The organism is Pseudomonas sp. MBLB4123 (genome assembly GCF_051904775.1).
In the GTDB taxonomy this organism is placed as follows: domain Bacteria; phylum Pseudomonadota; class Gammaproteobacteria; order Pseudomonadales; family Pseudomonadaceae; genus Aquipseudomonas; species Aquipseudomonas benzenivorans_B.
The window spans coordinates 514,003-540,393 of sequence record NZ_CP196711.1; the positions used below are offsets into that span (position 1 = coordinate 514,003).

The window sequence follows — 26,391 nt, forward strand, 5'->3', positions numbered from 1 at the left end:
CGGGCGTCGGCCACTGGCTAAGCTCGCCACTCGACTCCTATTTCTGCCAGCAGAGGATTGCCCATGGCGCAGCAATGGCCGGCCGCCGAGATCGCCCAACGGATACTCGACGGCTTCGACGTCTACCGCGAGCATTTCCGCCAGATCACCGAGGGCGCCCGCGAGCGCTTCGAGCAGGCGCTCTGGCAGGAGGCGCAGCAGGCCTCGGCGGCGCGGATCAATCTGTACGAGGAGCAGGTCGGCGCGGTGGTCGAGCGCCTGCAGCACCACTTCGGCGACGAACTGTGCGAGGTGAGCCAGTGGCCCCTGGTGAAGAGCGCCTATATCGCCCTGATCGACCTGCGTGACGACGATGAGCTGGCCGAGACCTGGTACAACTCGATCTTCTGCGGGCTGTTCAGCCATGACCTGATCAGCGATGGCTGCATGTTCATCCACACCACCCGGCCGTCGCCGCACAGCCGCCAGCGGGCGGTGCAGACCCGCAGTTACCGGCCAGTCGGCGGGCTGTCGGGCATGCTCGAGGCGATCGTCGAGGATTACCGCTTCGGCGTGGCCTTCGAGGACCTGCCGCGGGATCTCAAGCGCCTGGAGGCGCAGCTGCGCGAAAGCCTGCCGGACTGGGTGTGCAAGGACCCGGCGCTGTGCATCGAGCTGTTTTCCTCGGTGCTCTACCGCAACAAGGGCGCCTACCTGGTCGGGCGCATCTTCACCCGCGACGAGCAATGGCCGCTGGTGATCCCGCTGCTCCATCGCGAGGGGCAAGGCATCCAGATCGATGCGCTGATCACCGACGAGGCCGAGGTGTCGATCATCTTCTCCTTCACCCGTTCCTATTTCATGGTGCGGGTGGACATTCCGGCCGACTTCATCGGCTTCCTGCGGCGTATCCTGCCGGGCAAGCACATCGCCGAGCTGTACACCTCGATCGGTTTCTACAAGCACGGCAAGTCGGAGTTCTACCGGGCGTTGATCGACCACCTGGCGGGCAGCGACGACCGCTTCATCATGGCGCCCGGGGTGCGCGGCATGGTCATGAGCGTGTTCACCCTGCCGGGCTTCAACACCGTGTTCAAGATCATCAAGGACCGTTTCTCGCCGGTGAAGAGCGTCGACCGGGGCACTGTGATCCAGAAGTACCGCCTGGTGAAGAGCGTCGACCGGGTCGGGCGCATGGCCGATACCCAGGAGTTCGCCGATTTTCGCTTCCCCAAGGCCAAGTTCGATCCGGAGTGCCTGGCCGAGTTGCTGGAGGTGGCTCCCTCCACCGTGGTGCTGGAGGGCGACACCGTACTGATCCGCCACTGCTGGACCGAACGGCGCATGACCCCGCTCAACCTCTATGTGGAGAGCGCCAGCGAGGCCCAGGTGCGCGAGGCCCTGGACGACTACGGCCTGGCGATCAAGCAGCTGGCGGCGGCGAACATCTTTCCCGGCGACATGCTGCTGAAGAACTTCGGTGTCACCCGTCACGGCCGCGTGGTGTTCTACGACTACGACGAGATCTGTTTCCTCACCGAGGTGAATTTCCGCCACATCCCGCCGCCGCGCTACCCGGAGGACGAGATGGCCTCCGAGCCCTGGTACTCGGTGTCGCCCATGGATGTGTTCCCCGAGGAGTTTCCGCCCTTCCTGTTCGCCGATATCAGGCAGCGCCGGCTGTTCAGCCAGTTGCATGGCGAGCTGTACGACGCCGACTACTGGAAGGGCCTGCAGCAGGCGATCCGCGACGGCAAGGTGATCGACGTGTTCCCCTACCGGCGCAGGGGCGATCCCGCCGCCTGAGTCCGCAGCGGCGATGCCGTGACGGCCTGCAGCCGATCAGAATCCATCCGCAAGGTCGCAGCCGGGTCTAGTCTGTAGCTAAGGGCAGTGGCACGCAGGCAGCGTTGCCCACTGCCCGCCGAGGGTGGCCGCGTGCTGTGGTCATCCGCTCTGGGTAGACGGATGGAGGGGCTGGTCCATGAACGCTTGGCTCAACCTGAGGGTGTGGAAACTGCTCGTCGCGCTGGGGCTGGTGAAGCCCGCGCATCTGCAACCTGTGGCGATTCGCCATGAGGATAGGGCCCGACTCACGGGGCCCGGCCGCCGCCGCTGAGCACGGAGCGCTAGGGGTGCCTGGCGAACCAGCTGTCGATCAGCTCGCGCATGCGCTCTCCGGAAAAGCTCGGGAAGTGTCCGCCATGCACGCAGCGCACCGGTAGGCGGCGCAGGCGTGCCAGGCTGCGGGCGTAATCGTCCAGGTTGGAGTGATAGGCATCCTCGACCAGCGGCCCGTCGTAGAGGATGTCGCCGGAGAACAGGATCTGGGTCGCCGCTTCCCACAGGCTGATGCCGCCGGGCGAGTGGCCCGGGGTGTGCAGCACCTCCAGCGCCCGGTCCCCCAGGTCCAGCACATCGCCTTCCTCGATCAGCCGCGTCGCCGGCGCCGCCTCGATGCGGTACTCGGCGTAGCACAGCGGGCAATCCGGATGGGCCTCGAACATGGCATCGCCGATGCAGTCCGCCGCCAGGGTGCTCTCCCGGGTCGGCGCGGCGAGGATGGCCGCCTCGGCCGGGTGGCACAGGCGCTCGGCGAATTCGTGATGGCCGGCGATATGGTCGAAGTGGGTATGGCTGGCCACCGCCAGCAGCGGCCTGTCGGTCAGCCAGGGCAGCTGTTCGCGCAGGCTGACCAGGCCGGAGCCTGAGTCGATCAGGGCATCGCGGGTGCGGCCCTGTACATGCCACATGTTGCAGCGATAGAAGGGGCGGATATAGGGTTCGTGGATGAGGCTGATGCCGTCCTGGCGCTGGGCTACCTCGAACCAGCGGTCGCGGCTGACGATCTGCATGGCGCTGTCCCTCGGGGCTGGCACTGACTCCAGCCTACTCCACTGCGGACGGAGCGCGGGGGCTGGGTTCTACCCCTGGTCCGGGAGTCGGGGCCAGGGGCAGGGCGCTCAGGGATGGAAGGGGGCGCTCTCCAGCACTTCGATGACCAGCGGACGATCGGCCGGTGCGCCGCGCAGCAGTTCGGCCAGGTGGACGTGGTCGCGGGCCCGCTCGGCGGCGCAGCCGTAGCCCCGGGCGATGGCGATCAGGTCCGGGGTATAGATGTCCACGCCTATGGGGGGGATGTCCCGGCGCTCCATATAGCGCTTGATCTCGCCGTAGCCCGCGTTGTTCCACAGCAGCACGATGATGCCGACGCCGGCCTCCACCGCGCTGGCCAGCTCGGGCAGGGTGAACTGGATGCCGCCGTCGCCGATCAGGCACACCACCGGGCGCACCGGTTCGCCCAGCTTGGCGCCGATGGCCGCCGGCAGGCCGTAGCCCAGGGTGCCGTAGCCGGTGGAGGAGTTGAACCAGCGCCGGGCGCCGTCCAGCTCGACCAGGTGGTTGCCGCTGTACACCGTCTGCGTCGAGTCGCCGACGAAGCGCGCATCCGGCAGCACCTCCAGCACGGTGGCGAACAGCTGGCGATAGTGCCCCCAGCCGCCGAAGTCCTCGGCCAGCTGCGCCTGTACCGCCGCGGTGCGCCGGGCGCCGGGGCTGTCCGCGCGCAGCTCGCCGCTCGGCAGCTCATCGAGCAGCAGGCGCATGGCCAGGCGCGCGTCGCTCTGGATCGCCAGGCTCGGCATGTGGTTGCGCAGCAGCTGCTGGGCGTCGATGTCGATGCGGATCAGCTCGCCGCCGAGCTTGAAGTTGCCGTCGAACACCACGTCGTAGTCGGTCTCGCCCAGCTCGGTGCCGATGGCCAGGACCACGTCGGCCTCCAGGGCCAGCTGGCGTACCGGCACCAGCGACTGGTTGCTGCCCAGCAGCAGCGGGTGGCCCGGCGGCAACAGGCCCTTGGCGTTGATGGTCAGGGCGGTCGGCGCGTCCAGGGCGGCGGCCAGGGCGCGGGCCTCGGCCTGGGCCTCGACGCAGCCGCCGCCGAGCAGCAGCAGCGGGCGCTTGGCCCCGCGCAACTTGGCCGCCGCCTCGCGCAGCTGGGCCACGGCCGGGGCCGGGCGGGACACGCTGGGCTTGGCCTGCAAGCGCATGTGGGCGGCCGGGGCGGTGATGATGTCCAGCGGCAACTCGATGTGCACCGGACGCGGCCGCTCGCCCTCGAACACGGCGAAGGCGCGGGCCAGCACGCCAGGCAGCTCCTCGACGCTCATCAGGGTATGGCTGAAGGCGCTGACGCCGGCCACCAGCTCCCGCTGGTTCGGCAGCTCGTGCAGGTAGCCCTTGCCCAGGCCGAGGCGCTCGCGCTCGTTGACGCTGGAGATCACCAGCATCGGGATCGAGTCGGCGTAGGCCTGGGCCATGGCGGTGAGGATATTGGTCATCCCCGGGCCGGTGATGATGAAGCACACCCCGGGCTTGCCGGTGCTGCGCGCGTAGCCGTCGGCCATGAAGCCGGCGCCCTGCTCGTGGCGCGGGGTGACGTGGCGGATGCCGCTGTGCGGCAGGCCGCGGTACAGCTCGACGGTGTGCACGCCGGGAATGCCGAACACGGTGTCGACACCCCAGGCCTCGAGTTGCTTGACGAGAAATTCGCCGCAGGTGGTCATGGTCTTTCCTTCAGTTCAGACAGCGAGTCCCTCTCCCGTAAGGGGAGAGGGCGCGGCTTCAGCCGACGATCCAGTGCGCCATCAGGGCGATGATCGGCAGGGTGATCAGGGTGCGGATGATGAAGATGACGAACAGCTCCAGCAGGTTCAGCGGCAGCTTGGCCTTGATGATCAGTACGCCCACCTCGGACATGTAGATCAGCTGGGTCAGCGACACGCAGGCCACCACGAAGCGGGTCAGCTCGCTCTCGATGCCCTTGCCCAGCACCGCCGGCAGGAACATGTCGGCGAAGCCCACCAGCATGGCCGGCGCCGCCTTGGCCGCCTCCGGCAGCTGCAGCGCCTCGAGCAGCGGCACGATCGGGTAGGACAGCCAGTTGAACACCGGGGTGAACTCGGCGATGGCCAGGGAGACGGTGCCGATGGCCATCACCAGCGGCAGCAGGCCCAGCCAGATGTCCACCACGTTGTGCACGCCGACCTTGACCATCTGCGCCGGCGAGGGGTTGGCGTTGGCGCGCTTGACCGCCTGGGTGACGCCCCAGCGCAGCAGCGAGGTGCCGGCCGGCACGTCTTCCTTGATCTGCTTGCCGACGCCGGCGACGTACTCGTCCTTCTTCCACGACAGCGGCGGGATGCGCGGGGTGATGATGGCGGCGGCCAGACCGGCGACCACCACGGTCAGGTAGAAGGGCACGAACAGGTGGTCGAGCTTCATGAAGCTGGTGATCAGCAGGCTAAAGGCGATCGAGGCGATGGAGAAGTTGGTGGCGATCACCGCCGCTTCCCGGGCGCTGTAGAAGCCCTTCTGGTACTGCTGGGCGGTGATCAGCACGCCCACGGTGCCCGAGCCCAGCCAACTGGCGATGGCGTCGATGGCCGAGCGGCCCGGCAGGCCGAAGATCTTGCGGAATACGTTGCGCACCAGGGTGCCGCAGAATTCCATCAGGCCGTAGTCGGTGAGCAGCGGCAGGATCAGCCCGGCCACCAGGAAGAAGGTGATCAGCACCGGTGCCAGGTCCTTGAGCACCACGCCGCCGGTGTTGGCGTTCCAGATCCACTCCGGGCCGAACTGCCAGAAGGTCATGGCGGCGAAGACCGCGCCGAGCACCCGCAGGCCCAGCCACAGCGGGTGCAGGTTGAACAGCTCGTTGAGGGCGCGGCGCTCGGTGAGCCAGCGCGGCTTGAACAGGCTGGCCAGCAGGCCGAGCGCGGCGGAGAACAGCAGCAGGCCGGTGGCGATGGCCGGCAGCCAGGCCGCCAGTGCCGCTTTCAGCGTGTCGGCCATGACCCCGAGGCCGATGGTCACCTTGCCTTCGTAGACGATGGGGGTGAGGAACAGCAGCACGCCGAGCAGCGAGGGGATCAGGAAGATCAGCAGCTGGCGCAGGTTGAAGGAGGTGTCTGCCGGTGGCTGATCGTCCAGCAGCGGCATGGTTTCGTCATGATTCATATCAGCACCTTAATTGTTGTTGTGCAGTGCCTGGGCACCGTTCGGCGCCCAGTGTTGAATAAAAGGCCCGAGCGTTCAGCGACGCTGCACGCCGGGCAACACGCAGAGCATTTCGTACAGCAGGTTGGCGCCGAGCAACGAGGTGTTGCCGGTGGTGTCGTAGGGCGGCGAGACCTCCACCAGGTCGCCGCCGATCAGGTCCAGGCCCTGGCAGCCGCGGATGATCTCCATGGCCTGGATGGTGGTCAGGCCGCCGATCTCCGGGGTGCCTGTGCCCGGCGCCCAGGCCGGGTCGATGCCGTCGATGTCGAAGGACAGGTACACCGGGCCGCCGCCGACCTTCTCGCGCACCTCGGCCATCAGCGGCTCCAGCGACTGGTGCCAGCACTCTTCGGCCTGGACCACGCGGAAGCCTTGCTTGCGGCTCCAGTTGAAATCCTCGGCGGTATAGCCCTGGGCGCGCAGGCCGATCTGCACCACCCGGTCGCAGTCCAGCAGGTCCTCTTCCACCGCGCGGCGGAAGGTGGTGCCGTGGGCGATCTTCTCGCCGAACATATGGTCGTTGACGTCGGCATGGGCGTCGATATGCACCAGGCCGATCTTGCCGTGCTTCTTCTTCAGCGCGCGCAGGATCGGCAGGGTGATGGTGTGGTCGCCGCCCAGGGTCAGCGGCTTGATGCCGTACTCGACGATCTCGTCGTAGGCCTGCTCGATGATGCGGATGGCTTCGGCCATGTTGAAGGTGTTGATCGCCACGTCGCCGATGTCGGCGATGTTCAGCGAGTCGAAGGGCGCGGCGCCGGTGGCCATGTTGTAGGGGCGGATCATCACCGACTGGGCGCGGATCTCGCGGGGGCCGAAGCGGGTGCCGGAGCGCAGCGAGGTGCCGATGTCCAGGGGCACGCCGACGAAGGCGACGTCCAGCTGGCGCTTGTCCTCGGCGCTCTGGATATGCGGCAGGCGCATCATGGTGGCGATGCCGCCGAAGCGGGGCATCTCGTTGCCGCCCAGGGGCTGGTGCAGGATCTTGTCCATGGGAAGGCCTCACGGTCGTTGTGGTTGTAGGAAGCGTTGGGCCGGATTGTTGGACAGGATGGCGAGGGGACAAATCGGCCAGGGCAAAAACTTAGTTCAGAGATTTCTAAACTAAAGGCGGTCTCTGTAGGATGGGTTAGCCGCATAGCGGCGTGACCCATCGCCTCGGCCGCATGGGCATCGCTGCACTCAACCCCTCCTTAGCCGCTGACTGGGAAGCCCCGATGAGCCAAGCCCTGCCGGATCTGAAACTGCTGCGCATCTTCGTCAGCGTGGTGCGTCATCAGGGCTTCGCCGCCGCGCAGCAGGAGCTGAACCTGTCGACCTCGGCGATCAGCACCTATATGAGCCAGCTGGAGGGCCAGCTGGGCATCACCCTGTGCCACCGCGGCCGCGGCGGTTTCAGCCTGACCAGCAAGGGCGAGCTGTTCTACCAGGAGACCCTGCGCCTGCTCGGCCAGTTGGAAGGCTTCGAACGCTATGCCGCGGAGCTCAAGGGCGAGCTGCGCGGCACCCTCAACCTGGGGGTGCTGGACACCACCGTCAGCGACCCGGCGCTGCCGCTGGCCGAGGTGATCGGCGCCTACAGCCAGGAGCATCCTGCGGTGCACCTGCACCTCTCGGTGATGAGCCCCTACGAGCTGCAGCTGGCGGTGCTGGAGAACCGCCTGGACCTGGCCATCAGCGCCTGCCCCACGCGGATGAACGGCCTGGTCTACCAGCCGCTGTACCGCGAGCAGCACTGGCTGTACTGCAGCGACCGCCACCCACTGTTTCCCGAACGGCGCATACCGGAGGAACTGGTGACCCAGCAGCGCATGGTCGGCCGTGGCTACTGGAGCCAGTCGGAGCTGGCGCGGCACGGCTTCAAGCACAGCGCGGCGACCGTGGAGTCGATGGAGGCGCAGCTGATCCTGGTGCTGTCGGGCGCCTACATCGGCTACCTGCCGGAACACTACACCCAGCATTGGGTCGGCCAGGGCCGCCTGCGCGTGCTGCTGCCGACCGTCTTCGGCTACCAGGCGCCGTTCTCCCTGATCCTGCGCCGCGGCCGTTCGCGCGAGCCGTTGATCCAGACCTTCCGCGACCTGCTCAAGGCCCAGCTCAACGCTATCTAGGCGCGCTCATTCGGTCGGTTGGTGATCGGCGACACTCTCCGACGGTAGGTCAGGCGCCGCCTGGCCACTGTGCTAGACCTAAGCGATGTAAAGCACGGAAGTACCGAGTTGATCAACGACAGGGACCGTACCGATGCGCCAGAACCTCCCAGTGACTCAGCGGGAAAGAACCTTTCCCGAGCAGCAGCGGTTGATCTCCACCACCGACCTGAGCAGCAAGATCACCTACTGCAACGATGCCTTCGTCGCCATCAGCGGCTTCACCCGCGAGGAGTTGATCGGCCAGCCGCACAACCTGGTGCGTCATCCGGACATGCCGCCGGCGGTATTCGGCCACATGTGGCAGACCATCAAGCAGGGCAAGCCCTGGATGGGCATCGTCAAGAACCGGGCGAAGAACGGCGATTTCTACTGGGTCAGCGCCTACGTGACGCCCATCTACGAGAACGGCCGGATGGCCGGCTACGAATCGGTGCGCTCGTTGCCCAGCGAAGCGCAGAAGCGTCGGGCCGAGGCGCTCTACGCGCGGCTGCGGGCGGGCAAGCCGGCGGTGCCCAGGCTGGACGACTGGACCTACGAGCTGCTGCGCGCCTGGCCGTTGCTCTGTGCGGCGATCGCCATCCTGGGCGTCCACTTCCTGCTCGCCGGCCCTTGGCTCCTGGCCTTCATCGCCGCGGTGCTGTGCGCCCTCGGCGTCTACCAGTTGCACAGCCGCCGGCAAGCGATTCGCCAGACCCTGGCCCAGCACCCGAAAGCCTTCACCGACAGCCTGGTGGCCCTGACCTACAGCGACAACCGCGGCGCCCAGGCCTTGCTCGACCTGGCCATGATCAGCGAGGAGGCGCGCCTGCAGACCGCCCTGACGCGCCTGGAGGATGCCGGGGTCAGAGTCAAGGAGCGGGCGTCCCAGGCCGCGGACCTGTCGCGCTCCGGGGCCGAGATGCTCGACCAGCAGCGCAGCGAGACCGATCAGTCGGCCACCGCTATCAACCAGATGACCGCCACCATCCAGGAGGTCACCCACAATGTGCAGAACACCGCCCATGCCGCCGAGGAGGCCGAGCGCCTGGCCCAGCAAGGCCGGCAGTTGGCCGGCGGCAGTCTGGAGTCGATGTCGCAGATGGCCCAGTCCGTGGTGGATATCGGCCTGGCGGTCAGCGAGCTGGCCGATGCAACCCAGTCGATCGGCAGCGTCGCCGATGTGATCACCTCGATCGCCGAGCAGACCAACCTGCTGGCCCTCAACGCCGCCATCGAGGCGGCGCGGGCCGGCGAACAAGGGCGGGGCTTCGCGGTGGTCGCCGACGAGGTGCGGGCGTTGGCCGGGCGCACCCGCGAGTCGACCGAGCAGATTCACGGCATCATCGCCACCCTGCGTGCCGGCGCCGACCGTGCGGTCGCCACGGCCGGCCGGGGCGAAGATATCTCCCGGACCAGCGTGGAGAGCGTCGAGGCGGTGCGCAGCGCGCTGGACGGCATCAGCGAGTCGGTCAGTCGCATCACCGGTATGAGTCAGCAGATGGCCGCGGCGTCCGAGCAGCAGAGCCAGGTGGCCGAGGACATCAACCGGCAAATAACCCGGATCGCCCAGCTTTCCGATCGCAGCGCCGAGCAGGCGCATCGGGGGGCGGCCATCGGCAAGGAACTCGAAGACATGGCCGAGTACCTGCACAGCCTGGCCGAGCGCTTCAACCGCTAAGGGCGTCAGAGCGTGCTCGTCCGGCAGGGGCGGCCAAGCCCGCCGGGCGATGTGGGACGCGGGCGTGTGGCACACTGCGCGGCAGAGGAGAAACCGATGCCACGCCCCCACTGTCCACGCTGCTGCCGCCCGCTCGATCATTGCCTGTGCGCCCTGATTCCCCGACTCGACAGCCATACCCGCGTACTTATCCTGCAGCACCCGAGCGAAGTCGGGCATGCCTTGAATACCGCGCGTTTGGCTGCGCTGGGTTTGGCCAATGCCGAGTTGCGGGTGGGCGAGGTGCTCGAGGGTTTGCCGCAGCTGCTCGCTCAGCCCGGCTACCGGCCCTGCCTGCTGTTTCCCGGGGAGGGCGCGCAGCCCCTGGCGCAGTTCGCGGAGGCAGGGCAGGGCGCGCCGCCGCTGCTGGTGGTGCCCGACGGCACCTGGCGCAAGGCACGCAAGCTGCTGCACTTGAATCCGGCGCTGGCGGTCTTGCCGAGAGTGGCGCTGCCGCAGGGGCTGTCCTCGCGCTATCGCCTGCGCAAGGCACCGATGCCGGGTGCCTTGTCCAGCATCGAGGCGATTGTCCAGGCCCTGGACATCCTCGAGGCGCCGGCGCGTTTCGACGCCTTGCTCAGGCCCTTCGAGGCACTGATCGAGGGGCAGATAGCGGCCATGGGCGAGGAGACCTTCAGGCGCAATCACCTGCGCGACTGAAATGGGCCCGTGCAACGAGGGCTGGCGGCGTCAGCGCCGGCGGATGCGCTCGACCAGCAGGCTGCCGTCCTCCAGCAGGCGGCCGCGGACCTGGACATAGTCGCCCGGTTGAGGCGAGTCCTCGACGCGGGTCGCTCCGGTGATCTGCAACGCCAGTCCGTCCAGCCGCCAGTTCGCTTCCAGTCTGCCGTGCAGGCGCAGCCTGGCCCCGCGTGGAACCGGCGCCGGTTTGCCCTGGGCGTCGCGGGCGCCCTGGTCGATCCAGGCGACGATCAGGGCTATCTCCTCCTCGGCGAGAAAGGGCGGGCCGTCGAAGGGCATGCGCGGCCGCGCCTGGCCGCGAATACGCCGCACCAGTTCGCTGGCCTCTGCCGAGCCGGGCACCACGCGCGCGCGTTCGCCCTGGGCCAGGCTCGACGCATAGTCGACCAGCGAGTAGCCCTCCGGCGCCGGCCCCATGATGCCGTGGGGGGCGTGGCATTTGGCGCAGCGGCCGATGAGGATCGGCTGGACATCGCGGTAGTTCACGGTCAGCTCGGACGCGGGCCGTTGCCCGGCCGCCCCGACCGCGGGCAGCGCGAGCAGCAGGGCGAAAACCAGCAGGCGAGCGGGGTAAGTGGGCATGATCCGAACCTCATGGACGACCTGCGGATACCCCGAAGCCTAGTCGGCGGGGCCGTAGCGTGAGGCCGTGCGCCGACCAGTCGACTGGCTTGTTAGTCGTGCTCGGACTGCCCCCTGGCAGGGGCGCGCGGCGGGCGCCGGCGCAGCAGCGGGAAGGCCAGCAGCGCGATGCGCAGCCAGCGCCGCCAGTGGCCGCGGCGCATGCCCAGGGTCGCCAACAGCAGTGCGCCGCCGGCGGCCCAGAGCGGTGCGTTGCTGCCACCTAGCGTTTCGCGCCATTGCCGGCCGAGGTCTTGCGCCTGGTGCAGCGGTTGCAGCAGGCGCAGGGTTTCGTGACGCAGCTCCTGGCGATGCATTTCCAGGCGCATGCGCAGCAAGGCCTTGCGCAGCTCGCTGCGCGAGGCCTTGGCGGGCAGTTCCGGTGGGTTCATGGCAGCAATTGCTCGCGGTCGCGGGCCAGCTCTTCGAGGCTGGCGCTGAAGGGGGCGGGGGCCGTGCGCAGGCGATGCAGCAGGGCGAGCAGGCAAACCAGCAGCCCGACGCCGTAGAGTGCGCACAGGGCGATGATCACGCCGAGGCGATGACTGTCCCAGAAGGCGATCAGCACTGCGGCCGACAGGCCGATCAGCAGCAGCAGGCCAAACAGCAGGCTCAGGCCGCTGAGCACCAGCAGGCGCAGGGTGTGGCTGCGCTGCTCGCTCAGCTCCTCGCCGAACAGGGCCAGATGGCCATGCAGCAATCCCAGCAGGGCGCCGCCCATGCGGCGCGGCGAAGGACCGCGCATCTGCGTGGCGGTCTGTGGGGTGGTGTTCTCCTCACTCATCAGCGGCGACTGATCAGCATGCCGAGGAGCAGGCCGATGGCGGCGGCGATTCCCAGCGTCTGCCAGGGGTGGCTCTGCACGTAGCCTTCGGTCGCCTGGACCGCGGCCTTGCCCCGCTCGCGCAGCGAGTCTTCGGCATTGTGCAGGGTGCTGCGTGCGCGACCCAGGCTGGTGCGAATCTGCTCGCGCAACTCTTCTGCCTGTTCGCCGGCCAGGCTGGCCGAGTGTTGCAGGAGCTTCTCGGTGTCGCGCACCAGGGCCTGGAACTCCTCGAGCAGTTCGTCCTGGCTGGATGCGTTTGCACTCTTGCGGGGCATGGGGCTCTCCTTCGACTGTTGAATGGATGGGGGCGAGTCCTGAGCGAGGGGGCGAGTCTCTTTCTCACCTGCCTGGTACAACGCTTGCAGTCTGTTGGTGCGTACCCTCGGCTCGATGCTCTTTTATGGGGCTGTTCAGGACTTGTCAGAGATGCCGTGGTGCGTAGATAACTATTTGATAAATAAAGAATAAGTACCCTCATTGTGTTTCGGAAGAGCCCTGTTTCGGGGCTGTCCGAGGCCGCTGCGACTGGAGCGGGGTGCCGGGTGTGCCGCTAAATGGTGCGCCTTGCATGCTGGCTGGTCCAGTTTGGTGCTTTTTCCCTAACCTCGGAGTGTTCTTCGCTGATGGAAGACATCAACAGTGCGGTGGAAACCCTGATTCACGGCTCCAATACCCTGTTCATCCTGCTCGGCGCGGTGATGGTGCTGGCCATGCATGCCGGCTTCGCCTTCCTCGAGGTCGGCACGGTGCGGCAGAAGAACCAGGTCAATGCCTTGTCGAAGATCCTCTCCGATTTCGCCGTGTCGGCCTTGGCCTACTTCTTCATCGGCTACTGGGTCGCCTACGGGGTGACCTTCCTCGAGCCGGCGAGCGTGCTGACCGAGGAGAACGGCTATGCCCTGGTCAAGTTCTTCTTCCTGTTGACCTTCGCCGCGGCGATTCCGGCGATCATCTCAGGCGGTATCGCCGAGCGTGCCAAGTTCGGTCCTCAGCTGTGTGCCACCCTATTGATCGTAGCCTTCGTTTACCCATTCTTCGAGGGCATGATCTGGAACGGCAACTACGGCCTGCAGGCCTGGCTGGAGGCACAGTACGGCGCCAGCTTCCATGATTTCGCCGGCTCGGTGGTGGTGCACGCGGTGGGCGGCTGGCTGGCTTTCGGCGCCGTGATCCTGCTGGGGCGCCGTGATGGCCGCTACCGCGATGGCCGTCTGGTGGCGTTCGCACCGTCGAATATCCCGTTTCTGGCCCTGGGGTCGTGGATACTGATCATCGGCTGGTTCGGCTTCAACGTGATGAGCGCTCAGACCCTGGGCAGCGTCAGCGGCCTGGTGGCGGTCAATACCCTGATGGCGATGGTCGGCGGCACCGTGGCGGCGCTGCTGGTCGGTCGCAACGACCCGGGCTTCCTGCACAACGGCCCCCTGGCCGGCCTGGTGGCGGTGTGCGCCGGTTCCGATCTGATGCATCCGGTCGGCGCCCTGATCACCGGCGCCGTGGCCGGCGCCCTGTTCGTCTGGGCCTTCACTGCCACCCAGGTCAAGTGGAAGGTCGACGACGTGCTCGGCGTCTGGCCGCTGCACGGCCTGTGCGGCGTGTGGGGCGGCATCGCCTGCGGCATCTTCGGCCAGCAGGCCCTCGGCGGCCTGGGCGGCGTCAGCCTGAGCAGCCAGCTGATCGGCACGGCGCTCGGTGTGGCGGTGGCCCTGGTCGGCGGCTTCCTGGTCTACGGCCTGCTCAAGGTCTTGCTGGGCATTCGCCTGAGCCAGGAGGAGGAGTACTACGGCGCCGACCTCTCGGTGCACAAGATCGGTGCGGTCAGCCAGGACTGAAGCGCGCTCCTGCATGGAAAAAGCCCGCCGACCGGCGGGCTTTTTCGTGCCTCGTCACGGCCGGGCAGGATGCAACTACCCGGTCGTGTTCAGCGGGGCGCTGCTCAGAGCAACGGCAGGCTGTAGCTGACGATGAAGCGGTTCTCGTCCAGGTCATTGCCGATGTTCGAGCGTACGGTGGCGTTGCGCAGGCGCAGGCCGAGGTTCTTCAGCGGGCCATCCTGGATCACGTACATCAGCTCGCTGTTGCGCTCCCACTCCTTGCCTTCGCCGGCGGCGTTCAGGCGGTCGATGTTGTCGCCGTTGAGGTAGCGGGTCATGAAAGTCAGGCCGGGAATGCCCAGGCCGGCGAAGTTGTAGTCGTAGCGCAGCTGATAGGACTGCTCGTCCTTGTTGGCGAAGTCGCCGATCTGCACGTAGTTGACCAGAAAGGGGTCGGTGCCGTTGATATAGGCGTAGCCGGTGTCGCCGCTCATCTTCTGGTAGCCCAGGCTGAAGCTGTGGAAGCCCAGGGCATAGGTGAACAGGGCGCCGAAGGCCTTGTTGTCGACGTTGCTCGAACCGTCGTCGGTGGAGCGGGCGTAGCGCAGATCGGTCTTGAAACTCTGCTTGTCGGCGATCGGCAGCACGTGCACGACGTTGAAGATATGTTGCTTGTACAGCTGCTCCAGTTCGCCGTAATGGTAGGCACCGGTGAGGTTGTCGGTCAGCTTGTAGCTCAGGCCGGCGAAGTTGAAATCGTCGCCCTGGTTGCCCTTGCCGGTGAACGTGAAGTTGCGCTTGGCGCCGGCGTTCAGGCTGAGGTCCTGGAAGTCGGTGGAATCGCGCTGGTTCAACTCGCGCAGCTGGCCGGCGTCGAGGGTCAGGCCGTCGATCTCCTGGCTGTTGATATGGCCGCCGAGGAAGGTCTGCGGCAGCAGGCGCGAGTCGTTGGCGGCCACGGTCGGCAGTTTGGGCATCAGTCCACCAATCTTGGCCAGGGTCTTGGATGCCTTGACCTTGAGCGTCGCGGTGGCCTCCGAGTATTCGTCCGGGCCTTCGTCGCCGAAACTGTTGGGCAGCAGGTTGGTGCCGGCGCGCTCGTCGGAGGAGTCGAGCTTCAGGCCCAGGCCGGCGTAGGCGTCCAGGCCAAAACCGACGGTGCCTTCGGTGAAGCCGGACTCGGCCTTGAAGATGAAGCCTTGGGCCCACTCTTCGCGCTTGGACTGCTGAGCCGCGGTGGTGTCGCGCAGGTCACGGTTGAAGTAGAAGTTGCGCAGGTCCAGGCTGGCCTTGCTGTCCTCGATGAACTCGGCGTGGGCCAGGGACGGCAGGGCGAGGCTGGTGCCCAATGCGGCGAATGCGACAGCGCGGGCAAGAGGGGTCATGCTCATTGTTGTTGTTTCCTCATGGTGGGTCGGCAAATGACCGGTCGGTTATGGCGCTGTGAAATAAACCATGGTCGTAATCAGCTAGCCTTTAGACTTTGGTAGTCCCCGCTTCCTTTACCCGGGAGAGCTGGTGATTACTGGGGGCGGCCGGGGGGAATGGCCCAGTTTCTGCTGTCGTCGGCGATCTATATGACACTGCAGGTGCAGGGCTGGCGTGCTCTATCGAGCCGTGCCGCTGGCTCGGCGACCTGGGGGACCTGTCTGCGGGCGAGGTGGCCTGATGGTGCTAGACTGCTCTCCTCGTTGTTTGCGGAGGCGCGCGAATGCTCCCTGAATGCCAACTGTTCGGCACCCTCGGCTGTCACCTATGCGAAGTGGCCGAAGCCTTGTTGATGCCGTTCGTCGAGCACGGCTTGCTGGTCGAGCTGGTGGATATCGCCGATCAGGAGGACTGGGTCGAGCAGTACGGCTTGCGCATTCCGGTGCTACGCCGCTGCGACACCGGCGCCGAACTGGACTGGCCATTCGATGGCGAGCAGGTCGTGGCTTTTTTACGCTGAGGTTGAGCTGTGTCGCTCGGAAGGAGTAGACACAAAAAAACCCGCGCTAGGCGGGCTTTTTTGTGTCTCACGACTGCAGCAGCAATCGTGAAACTGGGATTTGGTCGGAGAGACAGGATTCGAACCTGCGACCTTCTCGTCCCGAACGAGACGCGCTACCAAGCTGCGCTACACTCCGAATAAGTCGAAATTGTACTGAAAAAGTTTTGTTGCACAAGGGGTTAGGCTGATTTTTTTCGTGCGGCCTGGCGAAATGACCGACGGCTTCGGTGTCGTAGCCCTCCGGGCGGCTCGCACGAGGCATGCCGCACGGGGGCAGGCGCCACTCAGAGTTCGTGGATGGTCTGCACCTGATCCTTGTTCACCTTGGCGCGGGTGCCGTCGAGTTGTTCGAATTCGTAGAAGCCGGAGGCCTCGTCGTAGCGAGGCTGGTCCAGAGTCTGCAACTCACGGCCATCGTTCAGGGTAATCACGGACGGCGAGGCGCAACCGGCCAGCGTCACCAGGCTCAGGGTTAGCAGTATTGCCGGGATGGTCCGTCGCGTCATGGCGTGTCTCCTTACATGGATGAAGTCTACCCACCCTCAGACGGAGATTTGCCGCACTGGTTCCGTAACCGCTGTGTTAGCCGAGCAGTGCGGGGGTATTCATGTTGGCCAGCCGCGGGTCGCCGGGAGGGCAGTCGACGGCCAGTGGCGCCAGCTCGCGCAGCCAACGCTGCGGGCTGCGTTCGCCGGCGCGCCAGGCCTGTTCCAGGGAGGCGCCGAGGGCGGTGGGGAGCAGGCAGAACAGGGGTTCCCAGTAACCGTCCTGACGGACCATGACCGGATGCGTACTGGCTTTATCTAACAGCGCCTCGAGCAGGGCACGGTCCAGGCAGGGGGCGTCGCACGGCAGCACCAGAAGCTGGGAATGACGGGCCACTTGCAGCCCAGCGCGAATGCCGGCCAGCGGTCCCTGGAAGTCCCGATCGTCGTCCTGCACCAGCCGGTCGGCGAAGGGCGCGTAGCGCTCGGCATTGCGGTTGCACGAGATGATTAGATCGTCTGTCAGGGGCCGCACCAGATCGTGTAGCCAGGCGATCAGCGGGCGCCCATGCCAGTCGAGCAGGCCCTTGTCGCGCCCGCCCATGCGTTGTCCGCGGCCACCGGCCAGCAGCAGCACGGAGCAGGGCGGCGAAACGGTGACGGCGGGCATGGCGGAGCCTCCTGGGGCGGGCCTGTGATATAACTCCGGGCATTATCCCCGATAACTGGAAGCCTGCCATGAACCACAAGGCCGAGGCGGTGTTCGTGCCGCTGAGCATCGCCGTGCTGACCGTCAGCGACACCCGCAATCTGGACACCGACACCTCCGGGCAACTCTTCGTCGACCGTCTGCAGGAGGCCGGGCATCGGCTGGCCGCCCGCCAGCTGCTGAAGGACGACCTGTACAAGATCCGCGCTCAGGTCGCCACCTGGATCGCCGACGACCAGGTGCAGGTGGTGCTGATCACCGGCGGCACCGGCTTCACCGGGCGCGACAGCACCCCGGAGGCGGTCGGCTGCCTGCTGGACAAGCAGGTGGACGGCTTCGGCGAGCTGTTCCGGCAGATATCGGTGGCCGACATCGGCACTTCCACCGTGCAGTCCCGCGCCCTGGCCGGCCTCGCCAACGGCACCCTGGTGTGCTGCCTGCCGGGCTCGACCAACGCCTGCCGCACCGCCTGGGACGGCATCCTCGCCGAGCAGTTGGATGCGCGCCACCGGCCCTGCAACTTCGTCGCCCACCTGAAGCAGGCCGAAGCCTGCGAGAGCCGCGGATGATGGGGGGCGAGCAGCCCGGCCTGCTGCCGGTCGAGGAGGCGCTGGCACGGCTGATGAGCCTGGCCGAGGCGGCGCCGATCGGCGAGACCGAGCGAGTCGCCCTGGCCGATGCCGATGGCCGGGTATTGGCCGAACCGCTGGTTGCCGCCCTCGACCTGCCGCCTTGGGCCAACAGCGCCATGGACGGCTACGCCCTGCGCCTGGGCGACTGGCAGGGCGCGCCGCTGCCGGTCAGTCAGCGCATCCTCGCCGGCAGCGCGCCGGGGCCGCTGCAGCCGGGCAGCTGCGCGCGCATCTTCACCGGCGCGCCGCTGCCGGCCGGCGCCGATACCGTGGAGATGCAGGAAAACGTCGAGCTCGAAGGGGACGGCAGGGTACGTTTCTGCGAGCCCCTGAAGCCCGGACAGAACGTCCGCCCCCAGGGCCAGGAAACCCGTACCGGCGACCAGGTGCTGGCGGCCGGCACCCGCCTGGGGCCGATCGAGCTGGGCCTGGCCGCCTCGCTTGGGGTGGCCGAACTGGCGGTGCGGCGGCGGCCGCGGGTGGCCGTGCTGTCCACCGGCGACGAGCTGGTCGAGCCGGGCCTGCCCCTGGGCCCTGGGCAGATCTATAACAGTAACCGCCGCCTGCTGATCGCCTGGTTGCAGCGCCTGGGCTGCGCGGTGGTGGACGGCGGCATCCTCGCCGACGACCTCGAGCAGACCCGCGCCGCCCTGGCGGCCCTGGGCAATGTCGACCTGATTTTGTCCACCGGCGGGGTGTCGGTGGGCGAGGCGGACTTCCTCGGCCTGGTCCTGCGCGAGGAGGGCGAGCTGAGCCTGTGGAAGCTGGCGATCAAGCCGGGCAAGCCGCTGACCTTCGGACGTTACCGCGGCGTGCCGGTGCTCGGCCTGCCGGGCAACCCGGCCTCCACCCTGGTCACCTTCGGCCTGCTGGCGCGCCCCTATCTGTTGCGCCGTCTGGGCGTGCAACGGGTCGCGCCGCTGGGCTTCGCCATGCCGGCGGGGTTCGCCTGGAGCAAACCGGGCAAGCGCCGCGAGTACCTGCGCGCGCGGCTGGAAAACGGCCGGGTGGTGCCCTATCCGAACCAGAGCTCCGGGGTGCTGCGCAGCGCAGCCTGGGCCGAGGGCATCGCCGAGGTACTGGAGGGCACGACCCTGGCCGAGGGCGATAGCCTGCGCTTTATCCCGCTGAGCGAAATACTCGGCTAGCACGGGGCGCTGCTGGGTTGCGCGGCTGCGCGGCCCCGCCTAGGGCTGAGGCGTAGCCGCCTGGCGTCTGGTCTCGCGGAACTCGCCGGGGGTCTGTCCGGTCCAGCCCTTGAAGCTGCGGTGGAAGGAGCGCGCCTCGGTGAAGCCCAGGTAGCAGGCGATGTCCTGGATCGCCAGGTCGCTGCGCAGCAGGTAGTGCTCGGCCAGTTCCTGGCGCAGTTGGTCGAGGATCTGCTGGTAGCTGGTGCCGGCCTGTTGCAGGTGGCGCTGCAGGGTGCGCACCGTCATGTTGAACTTCTCCGCCACCCGCTCCTTGCGCGGCAGGCCATCCCTGAGCAGCAGGCGCAGGGCATTCTTCACTCGCTGCGGCAGTGGTTCGTCCTCGTCCAGTCCGGCCATCAGGGTCAGGGCATGCTCTTCCAGGGTGCGCAGCAGGTTGGCGTCGGCCTGGCGCAGGGGCACGCCGAGGTATTCCTGCGGCACGATGAGGGCGTTGCAGGGGCGTTCGAAGTGCACCGGACAAGCGAATACCGCTTCGTACTCGGCCTGCTCGACGCCGTCCGGCAGGGCATGCTCGAACCACACCTCGCGCGGCGCGTGATCCGATTCGGCGATCCAGCGGGCGTACAGCAGCCAGGAGGCCAGCACGCTCTCCACCATGTGCCGGCGGATCTGCGCGCCCTGGTGGCGGCAGCTCCAGATCAGGCGGACATCATCGGCGGCGGTCTCGATGCGGCTTACGCCCATGTCGCCCACCAGCCTCTCGTAGGGCACGATGCGGCTCATGGCCTCGCCCAGGGTGGCGCAGTTCATGGCGATGTAGCCGAGCACGCTCCAGGAGCCGGGTTGTACGAAGCGCGCCGAGCGTAGGCCGAACAGCGGGTCGCCGGAGGCTTGCAGCAGGTGCGCCAGCAGCCGCTCGTGCGCTTCGCCCGGCAGGCGCTTGGCGTTGTCGCGCAGGTCTTCGGCGCCGATGCCGGCAGCCGCCAGCGCCGCGTCAATGTCCAGGCCGAGCCGTTCGGCGTGACGCAGGTATTTGAGCAGGGCGGGGATCGAGGTGTAGCCGAGGTTGTCCATGGCGCGTTCTGGTGGTGACTGTCTTGATTGGCGACAGGGCCTGTCCCGATTCGACAGTGACCCCTGGCGGCGGCTGGCTAGTATAGGCAGCCATCGACAATGATCGGAACAGGGGAGAGGCGCATGCGACGTTGGAATGGCTGGGGCGAGGAAACCACCGAGGTGCAGCTGCCGGCCCATGGCGAGGCGTTTCTCGCCGAACGGGTCGGCCCGGGTCAGGTGCTCGTCGATGCCAGTTTGGCGCAGGTGCTGGCCAAGGTGCCGCACTCGCGCCTGGTCGCCCATCCGCTGGTCAGCCTGGACGCCGAGACCCGCCTGCGTCACGCCCGCGGGCAGAGCCTGCCGGACTGGCTGGCGATGCGCTCCGGCGAGTTCGGCCAGTTTCCCGACGGCGTCGCCTTCCCGGAAAGCGCCGAGCAGATCCGCGAGCTGCTGGTCTGGGCGCGGCAGCAGAACGCACTGCTGATTCCCTACGGCGGCGGCACCTCGGTGGCCGGGCACATCAACCCGCAGGCCGGCGAGCGGCCGGTGTTGACCCTGTCGCTAGCGCGCATGAGCCGGCTGATCGAGATCGACGAGGACAGCCTGATCGCCACCTTCGGCCCCGGCGCCAACGGTCCCCAGGTGGAGAGCCAGCTGCGCGCGCGCGGCTATACCCTCGGCCACTTCCCGCAGTCCTGGGAGCTGTCGACCCTCGGCGGTTGGGTGGCCAGCCGCTCCAGTGGCCAGCAGTCGCTGCGCTACGGGCGCATCGAGCAGCTGTTCGCCGGCGGCACGCTGGAGACCTTCGCCGGTACCCTGGAGCTGCCGAGCTTTCCGGCTTCGGCCGCCGGCCCGGACCTGCGCGAGATGGTGATGGGCTCCGAGGGGCGCTTCGGCATCATCTCCGAGGTCAAGGTGCGCATCACTCGCCTGGCCGAGCAGGAGCGTTTCTATGCGGTGTTCATGCCCAGCTGGGCGCAGGCGCTGCAGGCTATCCGCACCCTGGTCCAGGCCCGGGTGCCGCTGTCCATGCTGCGTCTGTCCAACGCCATCGAGACCGAAACCCAGCTGGCCCTGGCCGGCCATCCGCGGCAGATCGCCTGGCTGGAGAAGTACCTGGCGCTGCGCGGGGCGGGCGAGGGCAAGTGCATGCTGACCTTCGGGGTCACCGGCGCGCGGGCGCAGAACGCCGCCTCGCTGAAACAGACCAGGCGCCTGCTCAAGGGCTTCGGCGGGGTGTTCACCGGCACCCTGCTGGGCAAGAAATGGGCCGAAAATCGCTTTCGCTTTCCCTACCTGCGCCATGGGCTGTGGGCCGCCGGCTATGCGGTGGACACCCTGGAGACCGCCACCGACTGGAGCAACGTCGACAGCCTGCTGAACAAGATCGAGGCCAGACTGTGTCAGGGCCTGGCCGCCGAGGGCGAACGGGTGCACGTGTTCACCCACCTGTCCCACGTCTATGGCGAGGGCTCGAGCATCTACACCACCTATGTGTTCCGCCCCGGCGGCAGCTATGAGCAGGCCCTGGACCGCTGGCAACGGCTCAAGCAGGCGGCCAGCCGCACCATCGCCGAGAATCGCGGCACCATCAGCCACCAGCACGGCGTCGGCCGCGACCACGCGCCCTACCTGGCGACGGAGAAGGGCGAGCTGGGCATGGCGGCGTTGCAGGCACTGGCCGCGCACTTCGACCCGGAGCGCCGCCTGGCGCCCGGCGTGCTGCTCGAGGAGTGAACATGGACGGCTGGAATGCCGCCTGGCGCGAGCGCGCGCTGCCGGAGCTGGTGGGGTGCGACTGGGACCTGATCGTGGTCGGCGGCGGTATCTGCGGTGCCGGCATCCTTCGCGAGGCGGCGCGGCGCGGCTGGAAATGCCTGCTGCTGGAACAGCGCGATTTCGCCTGGGGCACCTCCAGCCGCTCCTCGAAGATGGTCCACGGCGGCTTGCGCTATATCGCCAAGGGCCAGCTCGGCCTGACCCGTGACTCGGTGCGCGAGCGTCAGCGCCTGCTGGCCGAGGCGCCGGGCCTGGTGGAGCCGCTGAGCTTCCTGATGGCGCATTACCGGGGGCGGTTTCCAGGACCGAAGGTGTTCGGCGGGTTGCTGGCGCTGTATGACGCCCTGGCCGGCCGGCGCAACCATCTCTATTACCCGTTGCAGCAGCTGCGCTACCTGGCGCCCGGGCTCAAGGAGGAGGGGCTGCTCGGCGGCACGCGCTTCTTCGATGCGGTGACCGACGATGCCCGCCTGGTCATGCGTGTGCTCGGCGAGGCCCGCGGCGATGGCGCCGAGGCGTTCAACGGCGTGCGCGTGGTGGAGTTGCTGCGCGAGGACGGGCGGGTGGCCGGCCTGCTCGCCGAGGACCGGGAAAGCGGCCGCCGCTATCGCCTGCGCAGCCGCGCGGTGGCTCAGGCCACCGGGGCCTGGGCCGATCGCCTGCGTTGTGGCGGCGGCGCACAGGTCCGCCCACTGCGCGGCAGCCACCTGCTACTGCCGGCCTGGCGGCTGCCGGTGGCCCATGCCTTCAGCTTCATGCACGGGGAGGACGGGCGGCCGGTGTTCGTCTTCCCCTGGGAGGGCGCCACCGTGGTCGGCACCACCGACCTGGATCATCGCGAGCCGCTGGATCAGGAGGCCTGCATCAGTGGCGCGGAGTTCGACTACCTGCTGGCCGCCTGCGCCCAGCAGTTTCCCGCGGCGCGGATCGAGGCCGGCGACGTGCTCTCGACCTGGGCCGGGGTGCGTCCGGTGGTGAGCGACGGCGAGGCCGGTCGCAGACCTTCCGACGAGACCCGCGAGCATGCGCTGTGGGTCGAGCCCGGTTGCGTGACCCTGGCCGGCGGCAAGCTGACCACCTTCCGTCTGCTGGCCCTGGAGGTGCTGCGGGCCTGTGCCGGTTTCGTCGGGCGGGAGGTGGCAGACCTGGGCGCGCCGACCTTCAGCCCAGGGGCCGAACCGGTCCTGGCGCAGCTGAGCCCGGCGCGGCAGAAGCGCCTGGCCGGGCGCTATGGGCGCGAGTTGCCGGGGCTGCTGGCCTTGTTGGCCGAGGTCGGCGGCCAGGTCGTGGACGGCAGCGAGACGCTCTGGGTCGAGCTGGCCTGGGCGGCGCAGCACGAACTGGTGCTGCACCTGGACGATCTGCTGCTGCGCCGCACCCGGATCGGCCTGCTGCTGCCCGGCGGGGGGCAGGCGCAGTTGCCGCGCATCCGCGCGCTGTGCCAGGCCCGCCTGGGCTGGAGCGATGCGCGCTGGGGCCAGGAGCAGCGGGACTACCTGGCGCTCTGGCGGCGCTGCTATGGCGTGCCGGCCGCTGCCGCACCCCATCGACTGGACGAATGACAAGAAGGATTGCGCTTTGAGCGAGACAAGCTATCTGCTGGCCATCGACAACGGCACCCAGAGCGTGCGCGCCCTGCTGTTCGACCTGCAGGGCAACCTGGTCGGCAAGGGCAAGGTGGAGCTCGAGGCCTACTATTCCCAGCAGCCCGGCTGGGCCGAGCAGGACCCGGACTACTACTGGGCCAGTGTCGCCGAGGCCTGCCAGCGGCTGTGGCGGCAGCTGGACATCGATCGCCGCCTGATCAAAGGCGTGTCGTTGACCACCCAGCGCGGCAGCCTGATCCATGTCGATGCGACCGGTAAGCCGCTGCGTCCGGCGATTCTCTGGCTCGATCAGCGCCGCGCCGAGGTGGTGGCGCCGATCAAGGGGCGCTGGGGCTGGCTGCTCAAGCTGGTCGGTGCCGGTGAGGCGGTGGCGCATTTTCGCGCCCAGGCCGAGGTCAATTGGGTGGCCCAGCAGCAGCCGGAGGTGCACCGGCAGACCCACAAGGTGTTGCTGCTCTCGGGCTTTCTCACCCACCGCCTGTGCGGCCGCTTCGTCGATTCGCTGACCAGCTGCGTGGCCTATTTGCCGTTCGACTACAAGCGCCTGCAGTGGGCGGCGCCCGGCGACTGGAAGTGGCAGGCGCTGGCGGTGCGCCGCGAGCAGCTGCCCGAGCTGTATCGGCCGGGGGAGCTGCTCGGGCACATCTCGGCCGAGGCCAGCCGGCACACCGGCATTCCCGAAGGGCTGCCGCTGATCGCCGCCGGTGCCGACAAAGCCTGCGAGGTGCTCGGCGCCGGGTGCGTGGAGCCGCATGTCGCCAGCCTGTCCTACGGCACCACGGCGACCATCAACACCACCCGCCGCCGGTATCTGGAGACCACCCGGCTGATTCCGCCTTATCCGGCGGCGATACCCGGGCATTTCAACACCGAGGTGATGATCTTCCGCGGATTCTGGATGGTCAGCTGGTTCAAGCAGGAGTTCGGCCTGCACGAGACGCAGCGGGCCGACGAGCTCGGGGTCGCCCCCGAGACGCTGTTCGACGAGCTGGTCAACTCGGTGCCGCCCGGCTCCATGGGGCTGATGCTGCAACCCTACTGGTCGCCGGGGATTCGCGAGCCGGGGCTGGAGGCCAAGGGCTCGATCATCGGCTTCGGCGACGTGCACACCCGGGCGCACCTGTACCGCGCCATTCTCGAGGGCCTGGCCTATGCCCTGCGCCAGGGCAAGGAGCGTATCGAGAAGCGTTCGGGCACCAGGATCACCCGCCTGCGCGTGTCCGGCGGCGGTTCCCAGAGCGATGCGGCCATGCAGCTGACCGCCGATATCTTCGGCCTGCCGGCCGAGCGGCCGCACACCTACGAGACCTCCGGGCTGGGCGCGGCCATCGACTGCGCGGTGGGGCTGGGGCTGTATCCGGACTTTCCCGCGGCGATCGCCGCCATGACCCGGGTCGGCCGCGTCTTCCAGCCCAACCCGCAGGCGCAGCAGACCTATCGCGCCCTGTACCGCGAGGTCTATCTGTGCATGTATCGGCAACTCAAGCCGCTGTACCGGCGTATTCGGGCCATCACCGGCTACCCGGCCTAGGCGCCGGGGCTAGGCGGGCGGTCATGGCGTGCGTCGATCCAACGACTGCAGCGCCCGGGGCATGTATTGGCGCTGATGCTCCTTCGGTGGCTGCTGGGTTGGCCTGGGCCGGGCACTCTGGTTTCGCCGCGGTGGCTCGGGCATCATGCCATCCGGCAAGGCCGCTTCAGTTTTGCCGCGTACAGCCGATAGCTCAGCCGTAGCTAGGCTCGACAACCCATAGGAGTACGCAATGGCCGGCATTCTCGACTCGGTCGATCAACGCACCCAGTTGGTGGGCGAGAACCGCCTGGAAATCCTGATGTTCCGCCTGGCCGGCCGGCAACTATTCGCGATCAACGTGTTCAAGGTGCAGGAAGTCCTGCAGATGCCCAGGTTGACCCTGATACCGCAGCGCCATCGCTGCGTTTGCGGGGTGGTCAACCTGCGTGGCCAGACCTTGCCGGTGATCGATCTGTCCCAGGCCATCGGCATGCGCCCGCTGGTGCCGGACGAACGCAGCACCATCATCGTCACCGAGTACAACCGCTCGGTACAGGCCTTCCTGGTGGGGGGGGTCGAGCGCATCCTCAACCTCAATTGGGAGTCGATACTGCCGCCCCCCGGCGGGGCCGGGCGTCAGCATTATCTGACCGCGATCACCAAGATCGAGGATCAGCTGGTGGAAATCATCGACGTGGAGAAGGTGCTGGCCGAGATCGTGCCTTACAACACCCGGATCTCCAGCGAGCGCCTGAACGATCCACTGCTGGCCCGGGCCCGCGGCCGCGAGGTGCTGCTGGTGGACGACTCCAGCGTGGCCCTGTCCCAGCTGCGCGATACCCTGTCGCAGCTGGGCATGAAGATGCATGTGGCCACCGACGGCCTCAAGGGCCTGCGCCTGCTCAAACAGTGGGCCGATGCGGGGGAAGTGCTGAGCGACAAGCTGCTGATGGTCTTCACCGATGCGGAAATGCCGGAGATGGACGGCTACCGCCTGACCACCGAGATTCGCCAGGACCCGCGCCTGAAAGACCTCTATGTGGTGCTGCACACCTCGTTGTCGGGCAGCTTCAACGAGGCCATGGTGAAGAAGGTCGGTTGCGATGGTTTCCTGTCCAAGTTCCAGCCGGACAAGCTGGTCGAGGTGATTCGCCAGCGCCTGCTGCGCGACGAGCCCGCTGGCTAAGGTTGCTCGGCCAGGCGCCGGCGCAACCGTTCGATGCGCCGGCGGTTGACGCCGAAATCCGAGTGGCCCAGGCGTGAGGCCGAGCGCACCTCGACCGCCTGCTCGCCGATGAGAAACTCCACGTCGTCGACGAAGCGCAGCCAGCGGCTGCTGAACTCCGCACGCAGGTAGCGATCTTCTTGTGCCACCAGCCTGGCCCGCGGCTCGTGCTCGAGCAGGGCGATCAGCCGTGCCCTGGTCTGTTGCGGGCTTCCTGGCAGCGCCAGCGGTGCGACCCGATGTTCGGCGTCCTTGGCCTGGCTGCTGACGCAGTTGGGCGAGTCCGGGCAGGGCGCCAGTTGGCCGTCCTGCACCCCCAGATGGTCGGGTGGGTGGCCGCCGCAGGCGCCCAGCATAGCCAGCGCGAGCCACAGGCCAGGCTTGTGGGCCGGG

The 26,391-nt window shown here is 67.7% G+C and carries 26 protein-coding genes and 1 tRNA gene; 13 read left to right on the forward strand and 14 right to left on the reverse strand.

The window, feature by feature from the left end; all coding sequences use genetic code 11:
• Nucleotides 1-63 precede the first annotated feature (63 nt).
• The gene (aceK, locus tag ACSX1C_RS02570; RefSeq protein WP_439888104.1) at nt 64-1,785 is read left to right on the forward strand and encodes a bifunctional isocitrate dehydrogenase kinase/phosphatase; all 1,722 of its coding nucleotides are present in this window, start codon (nt 64-66) and stop codon (nt 1,783-1,785) included.
• Nucleotides 1,786-1,963: 178 nt separating this feature from the next.
• Nucleotides 1,964-2,098, forward strand: coding sequence for a PA1414 family protein (locus ACSX1C_RS02575; protein WP_439888105.1), 135 nt, complete (start codon nt 1,964-1,966; stop codon nt 2,096-2,098).
• Between the two features lie 10 nt (nt 2,099-2,108).
• Here the strand turns inward: ACSX1C_RS02575 and ACSX1C_RS02580 are convergent, their stop codons facing one another.
• From ACSX1C_RS02580 to speB, 4 genes are all read right to left on the reverse strand, one after another.
• The gene (locus ACSX1C_RS02580; RefSeq protein ID WP_439888106.1) at nt 2,109-2,834 is read right to left on the reverse strand and encodes an MBL fold metallo-hydrolase; all 726 of its coding nucleotides are present in this window, start codon (nt 2,832-2,834) and stop codon (nt 2,109-2,111) included.
• Between the two features lie 108 nt (nt 2,835-2,942).
• Nucleotides 2,943-4,544 carry a 5-guanidino-2-oxopentanoate decarboxylase gene (locus tag ACSX1C_RS02585; protein ID WP_439888107.1) on the reverse strand — a complete coding sequence of 534 codons (1,602 nt, stop codon included), beginning with the start codon at nt 4,542-4,544 and terminating at the stop codon, nt 2,943-2,945.
• A 58-nt stretch (nt 4,545-4,602) separates the two neighbouring features.
• On the reverse strand, nt 4,603-5,997 hold the full coding sequence (locus tag ACSX1C_RS02590; protein WP_439888108.1) for a YjiH family protein: 1,395 nt from the start codon (nt 5,995-5,997) through the stop codon (nt 4,603-4,605).
• A gap of 75 nt (nt 5,998-6,072) precedes the next feature.
• On the reverse strand, nt 6,073-7,032 hold the full coding sequence (gene speB, locus ACSX1C_RS02595; protein ID WP_439888109.1) for an agmatinase: 960 nt from the start codon (nt 7,030-7,032) through the stop codon (nt 6,073-6,075).
• A gap of 224 nt (nt 7,033-7,256) precedes the next feature.
• On the opposite strand from speB, the gene ACSX1C_RS02600 reads away from it, so the two are divergent.
• The 3 genes from ACSX1C_RS02600 (at nt 7,257) to ACSX1C_RS02610 (ending at nt 10,548) form a co-directional block, all read left to right on the forward strand.
• Nucleotides 7,257-8,150, forward strand: a complete 894-nt coding sequence (locus ACSX1C_RS02600) for a LysR family transcriptional regulator (RefSeq protein ID WP_439888110.1) — start codon at nt 7,257-7,259, stop codon at nt 8,148-8,150.
• Nucleotides 8,151-8,283: 133 nt separating this feature from the next.
• Entirely contained in the window at nt 8,284-9,849 is a 1,566-nt protein-coding gene (locus ACSX1C_RS02605; RefSeq protein ID WP_439888111.1) for a methyl-accepting chemotaxis protein, read from the forward strand.
• A gap of 96 nt (nt 9,850-9,945) precedes the next feature.
• A complete protein-coding gene (locus ACSX1C_RS02610; RefSeq protein WP_439888112.1) occupies nt 9,946-10,548 on the forward strand; it encodes a tRNA-uridine aminocarboxypropyltransferase in 603 nt (200 codons plus the stop codon).
• A gap of 30 nt (nt 10,549-10,578) precedes the next feature.
• Here the strand turns inward: ACSX1C_RS02610 and ACSX1C_RS02615 are convergent, their stop codons facing one another.
• From ACSX1C_RS02615 to ACSX1C_RS02630, 4 genes are all read right to left on the reverse strand, one after another.
• The gene (locus ACSX1C_RS02615; RefSeq protein WP_439888113.1) at nt 10,579-11,172 is read right to left on the reverse strand and encodes a DUF5666 domain-containing protein; all 594 of its coding nucleotides are present in this window, start codon (nt 11,170-11,172) and stop codon (nt 10,579-10,581) included.
• Nucleotides 11,173-11,264: 92 nt separating this feature from the next.
• Nucleotides 11,265-11,603 carry a hypothetical protein gene (locus ACSX1C_RS02620; protein WP_439888114.1) on the reverse strand — a complete coding sequence of 113 codons (339 nt, stop codon included), beginning with the start codon at nt 11,601-11,603 and terminating at the stop codon, nt 11,265-11,267.
• Complete coding sequence (locus ACSX1C_RS02625) at nt 11,600-11,995, reverse strand: phage holin family protein (protein ID WP_439888115.1); 396 nt, start codon at nt 11,993-11,995, stop codon at nt 11,600-11,602. The genes ACSX1C_RS02620 and ACSX1C_RS02625 overlap by 4 nt, the downstream gene beginning before the upstream one ends.
• A complete protein-coding gene (locus tag ACSX1C_RS02630; RefSeq protein ID WP_318642209.1) occupies nt 11,995-12,312 on the reverse strand; it encodes a DUF883 family protein in 318 nt (105 codons plus the stop codon). The genes ACSX1C_RS02625 and ACSX1C_RS02630 overlap by 1 nt, the downstream gene beginning before the upstream one ends.
• A 348-nt stretch (nt 12,313-12,660) precedes the next feature.
• Here ACSX1C_RS02630 and ACSX1C_RS02635 point away from each other — a divergent pair, with 348 nt between their 5' ends.
• A complete protein-coding gene (locus tag ACSX1C_RS02635) occupies nt 12,661-13,869 on the forward strand; it encodes an ammonium transporter (protein ID WP_439888116.1) in 1,209 nt (402 codons plus the stop codon).
• A 104-nt stretch (nt 13,870-13,973) separates the two neighbouring features.
• Here ACSX1C_RS02635 and ACSX1C_RS02640 read toward each other — a convergent pair whose 3' ends face one another.
• Nucleotides 13,974-15,242 (reverse strand): OprD family porin, encoded by a 1,269-nt coding sequence (locus ACSX1C_RS02640; protein ID WP_439888117.1) that lies wholly within the window; start codon nt 15,240-15,242, stop codon nt 13,974-13,976.
• A 320-nt stretch (nt 15,243-15,562) separates the two neighbouring features.
• Between ACSX1C_RS02640 and ACSX1C_RS02645 the strand changes: the two genes are divergently transcribed.
• Nucleotides 15,563-15,799: a glutaredoxin family protein gene (locus ACSX1C_RS02645; protein WP_439888118.1), complete on the forward strand. Its 237-nt coding sequence runs from the start codon at nt 15,563-15,565 to the stop codon at nt 15,797-15,799.
• A gap of 101 nt (nt 15,800-15,900) precedes the next feature.
• Here ACSX1C_RS02645 and ACSX1C_RS02650 read toward each other — a convergent pair.
• The 3 genes from ACSX1C_RS02650 to mobA form a co-directional block, all read right to left on the reverse strand.
• Nucleotides 15,901-15,977 (reverse strand) — tRNA-Pro (locus ACSX1C_RS02650).
• Nucleotides 15,978-16,125: 148 nt separating this feature from the next.
• Nucleotides 16,126-16,347 carry a YgdI/YgdR family lipoprotein gene (locus ACSX1C_RS02655; RefSeq protein WP_318642201.1) on the reverse strand — a complete coding sequence of 74 codons (222 nt, stop codon included), beginning with the start codon at nt 16,345-16,347 and terminating at the stop codon, nt 16,126-16,128.
• A 76-nt stretch (nt 16,348-16,423) separates the two neighbouring features.
• Nucleotides 16,424-16,996, reverse strand: a complete 573-nt coding sequence (gene mobA / locus ACSX1C_RS02660; protein ID WP_439888119.1) for a molybdenum cofactor guanylyltransferase MobA — start codon at nt 16,994-16,996, stop codon at nt 16,424-16,426.
• Nucleotides 16,997-17,064: 68 nt separating this feature from the next.
• Here mobA and moaB point away from each other — a divergent pair, with 68 nt between their 5' ends.
• The gene (gene moaB / locus ACSX1C_RS02665) at nt 17,065-17,604 is read left to right on the forward strand and encodes a molybdenum cofactor biosynthesis protein B (protein ID WP_439888120.1); all 540 of its coding nucleotides are present in this window, start codon (nt 17,065-17,067) and stop codon (nt 17,602-17,604) included.
• The gene (locus ACSX1C_RS02670; protein WP_439888121.1) at nt 17,601-18,815 is read left to right on the forward strand and encodes a molybdopterin molybdotransferase MoeA; all 1,215 of its coding nucleotides are present in this window, start codon (nt 17,601-17,603) and stop codon (nt 18,813-18,815) included. Before moaB ends, ACSX1C_RS02670 begins: the two co-directional genes overlap by 4 nt.
• Before the next feature lie 39 nt (nt 18,816-18,854).
• On the opposite strand, the gene gliR is transcribed toward ACSX1C_RS02670, so the two are convergent.
• On the reverse strand, nt 18,855-19,892 hold the full coding sequence (gene gliR / locus ACSX1C_RS02675; protein WP_439888122.1) for an AraC family transcriptional regulator GliR: 1,038 nt from the start codon (nt 19,890-19,892) through the stop codon (nt 18,855-18,857).
• A 123-nt stretch (nt 19,893-20,015) separates the two neighbouring features.
• Here gliR and ACSX1C_RS02680 point away from each other — a divergent pair, with 123 nt between their 5' ends.
• The 4 genes from ACSX1C_RS02680 to ACSX1C_RS02695 all read left to right on the forward strand — a co-directional run bounded on the left by ACSX1C_RS02680 (nt 20,016) and on the right by ACSX1C_RS02695 (nt 25,959).
• Complete coding sequence (locus ACSX1C_RS02680) at nt 20,016-21,611, forward strand: FAD-binding oxidoreductase (protein WP_439888123.1); 1,596 nt, start codon at nt 20,016-20,018, stop codon at nt 21,609-21,611.
• A gap of 2 nt (nt 21,612-21,613) precedes the next feature.
• A complete protein-coding gene (locus ACSX1C_RS02685) occupies nt 21,614-23,215 on the forward strand; it encodes a glycerol-3-phosphate dehydrogenase/oxidase (RefSeq protein ID WP_439888124.1) in 1,602 nt (533 codons plus the stop codon).
• Between the two features lie 16 nt (nt 23,216-23,231).
• Nucleotides 23,232-24,791, forward strand: a complete 1,560-nt coding sequence (locus ACSX1C_RS02690; protein ID WP_439888125.1) for an FGGY-family carbohydrate kinase — start codon at nt 23,232-23,234, stop codon at nt 24,789-24,791.
• 232 nt (nt 24,792-25,023) lie between these two features.
• Nucleotides 25,024-25,959: a chemotaxis protein CheV gene (locus tag ACSX1C_RS02695; protein ID WP_439888126.1), complete on the forward strand. Its 936-nt coding sequence runs from the start codon at nt 25,024-25,026 to the stop codon at nt 25,957-25,959.
• Here ACSX1C_RS02695 and ACSX1C_RS02700 read toward each other — a convergent pair.
• Nucleotides 25,956-26,354, reverse strand: coding sequence for a DUF1499 domain-containing protein (locus ACSX1C_RS02700; protein ID WP_439888127.1), 399 nt, complete (start codon nt 26,352-26,354; stop codon nt 25,956-25,958). The genes ACSX1C_RS02695 and ACSX1C_RS02700 overlap by 4 nt on opposite strands.
• Between the last annotated feature and the right edge of the window lie 37 nt (nt 26,355-26,391).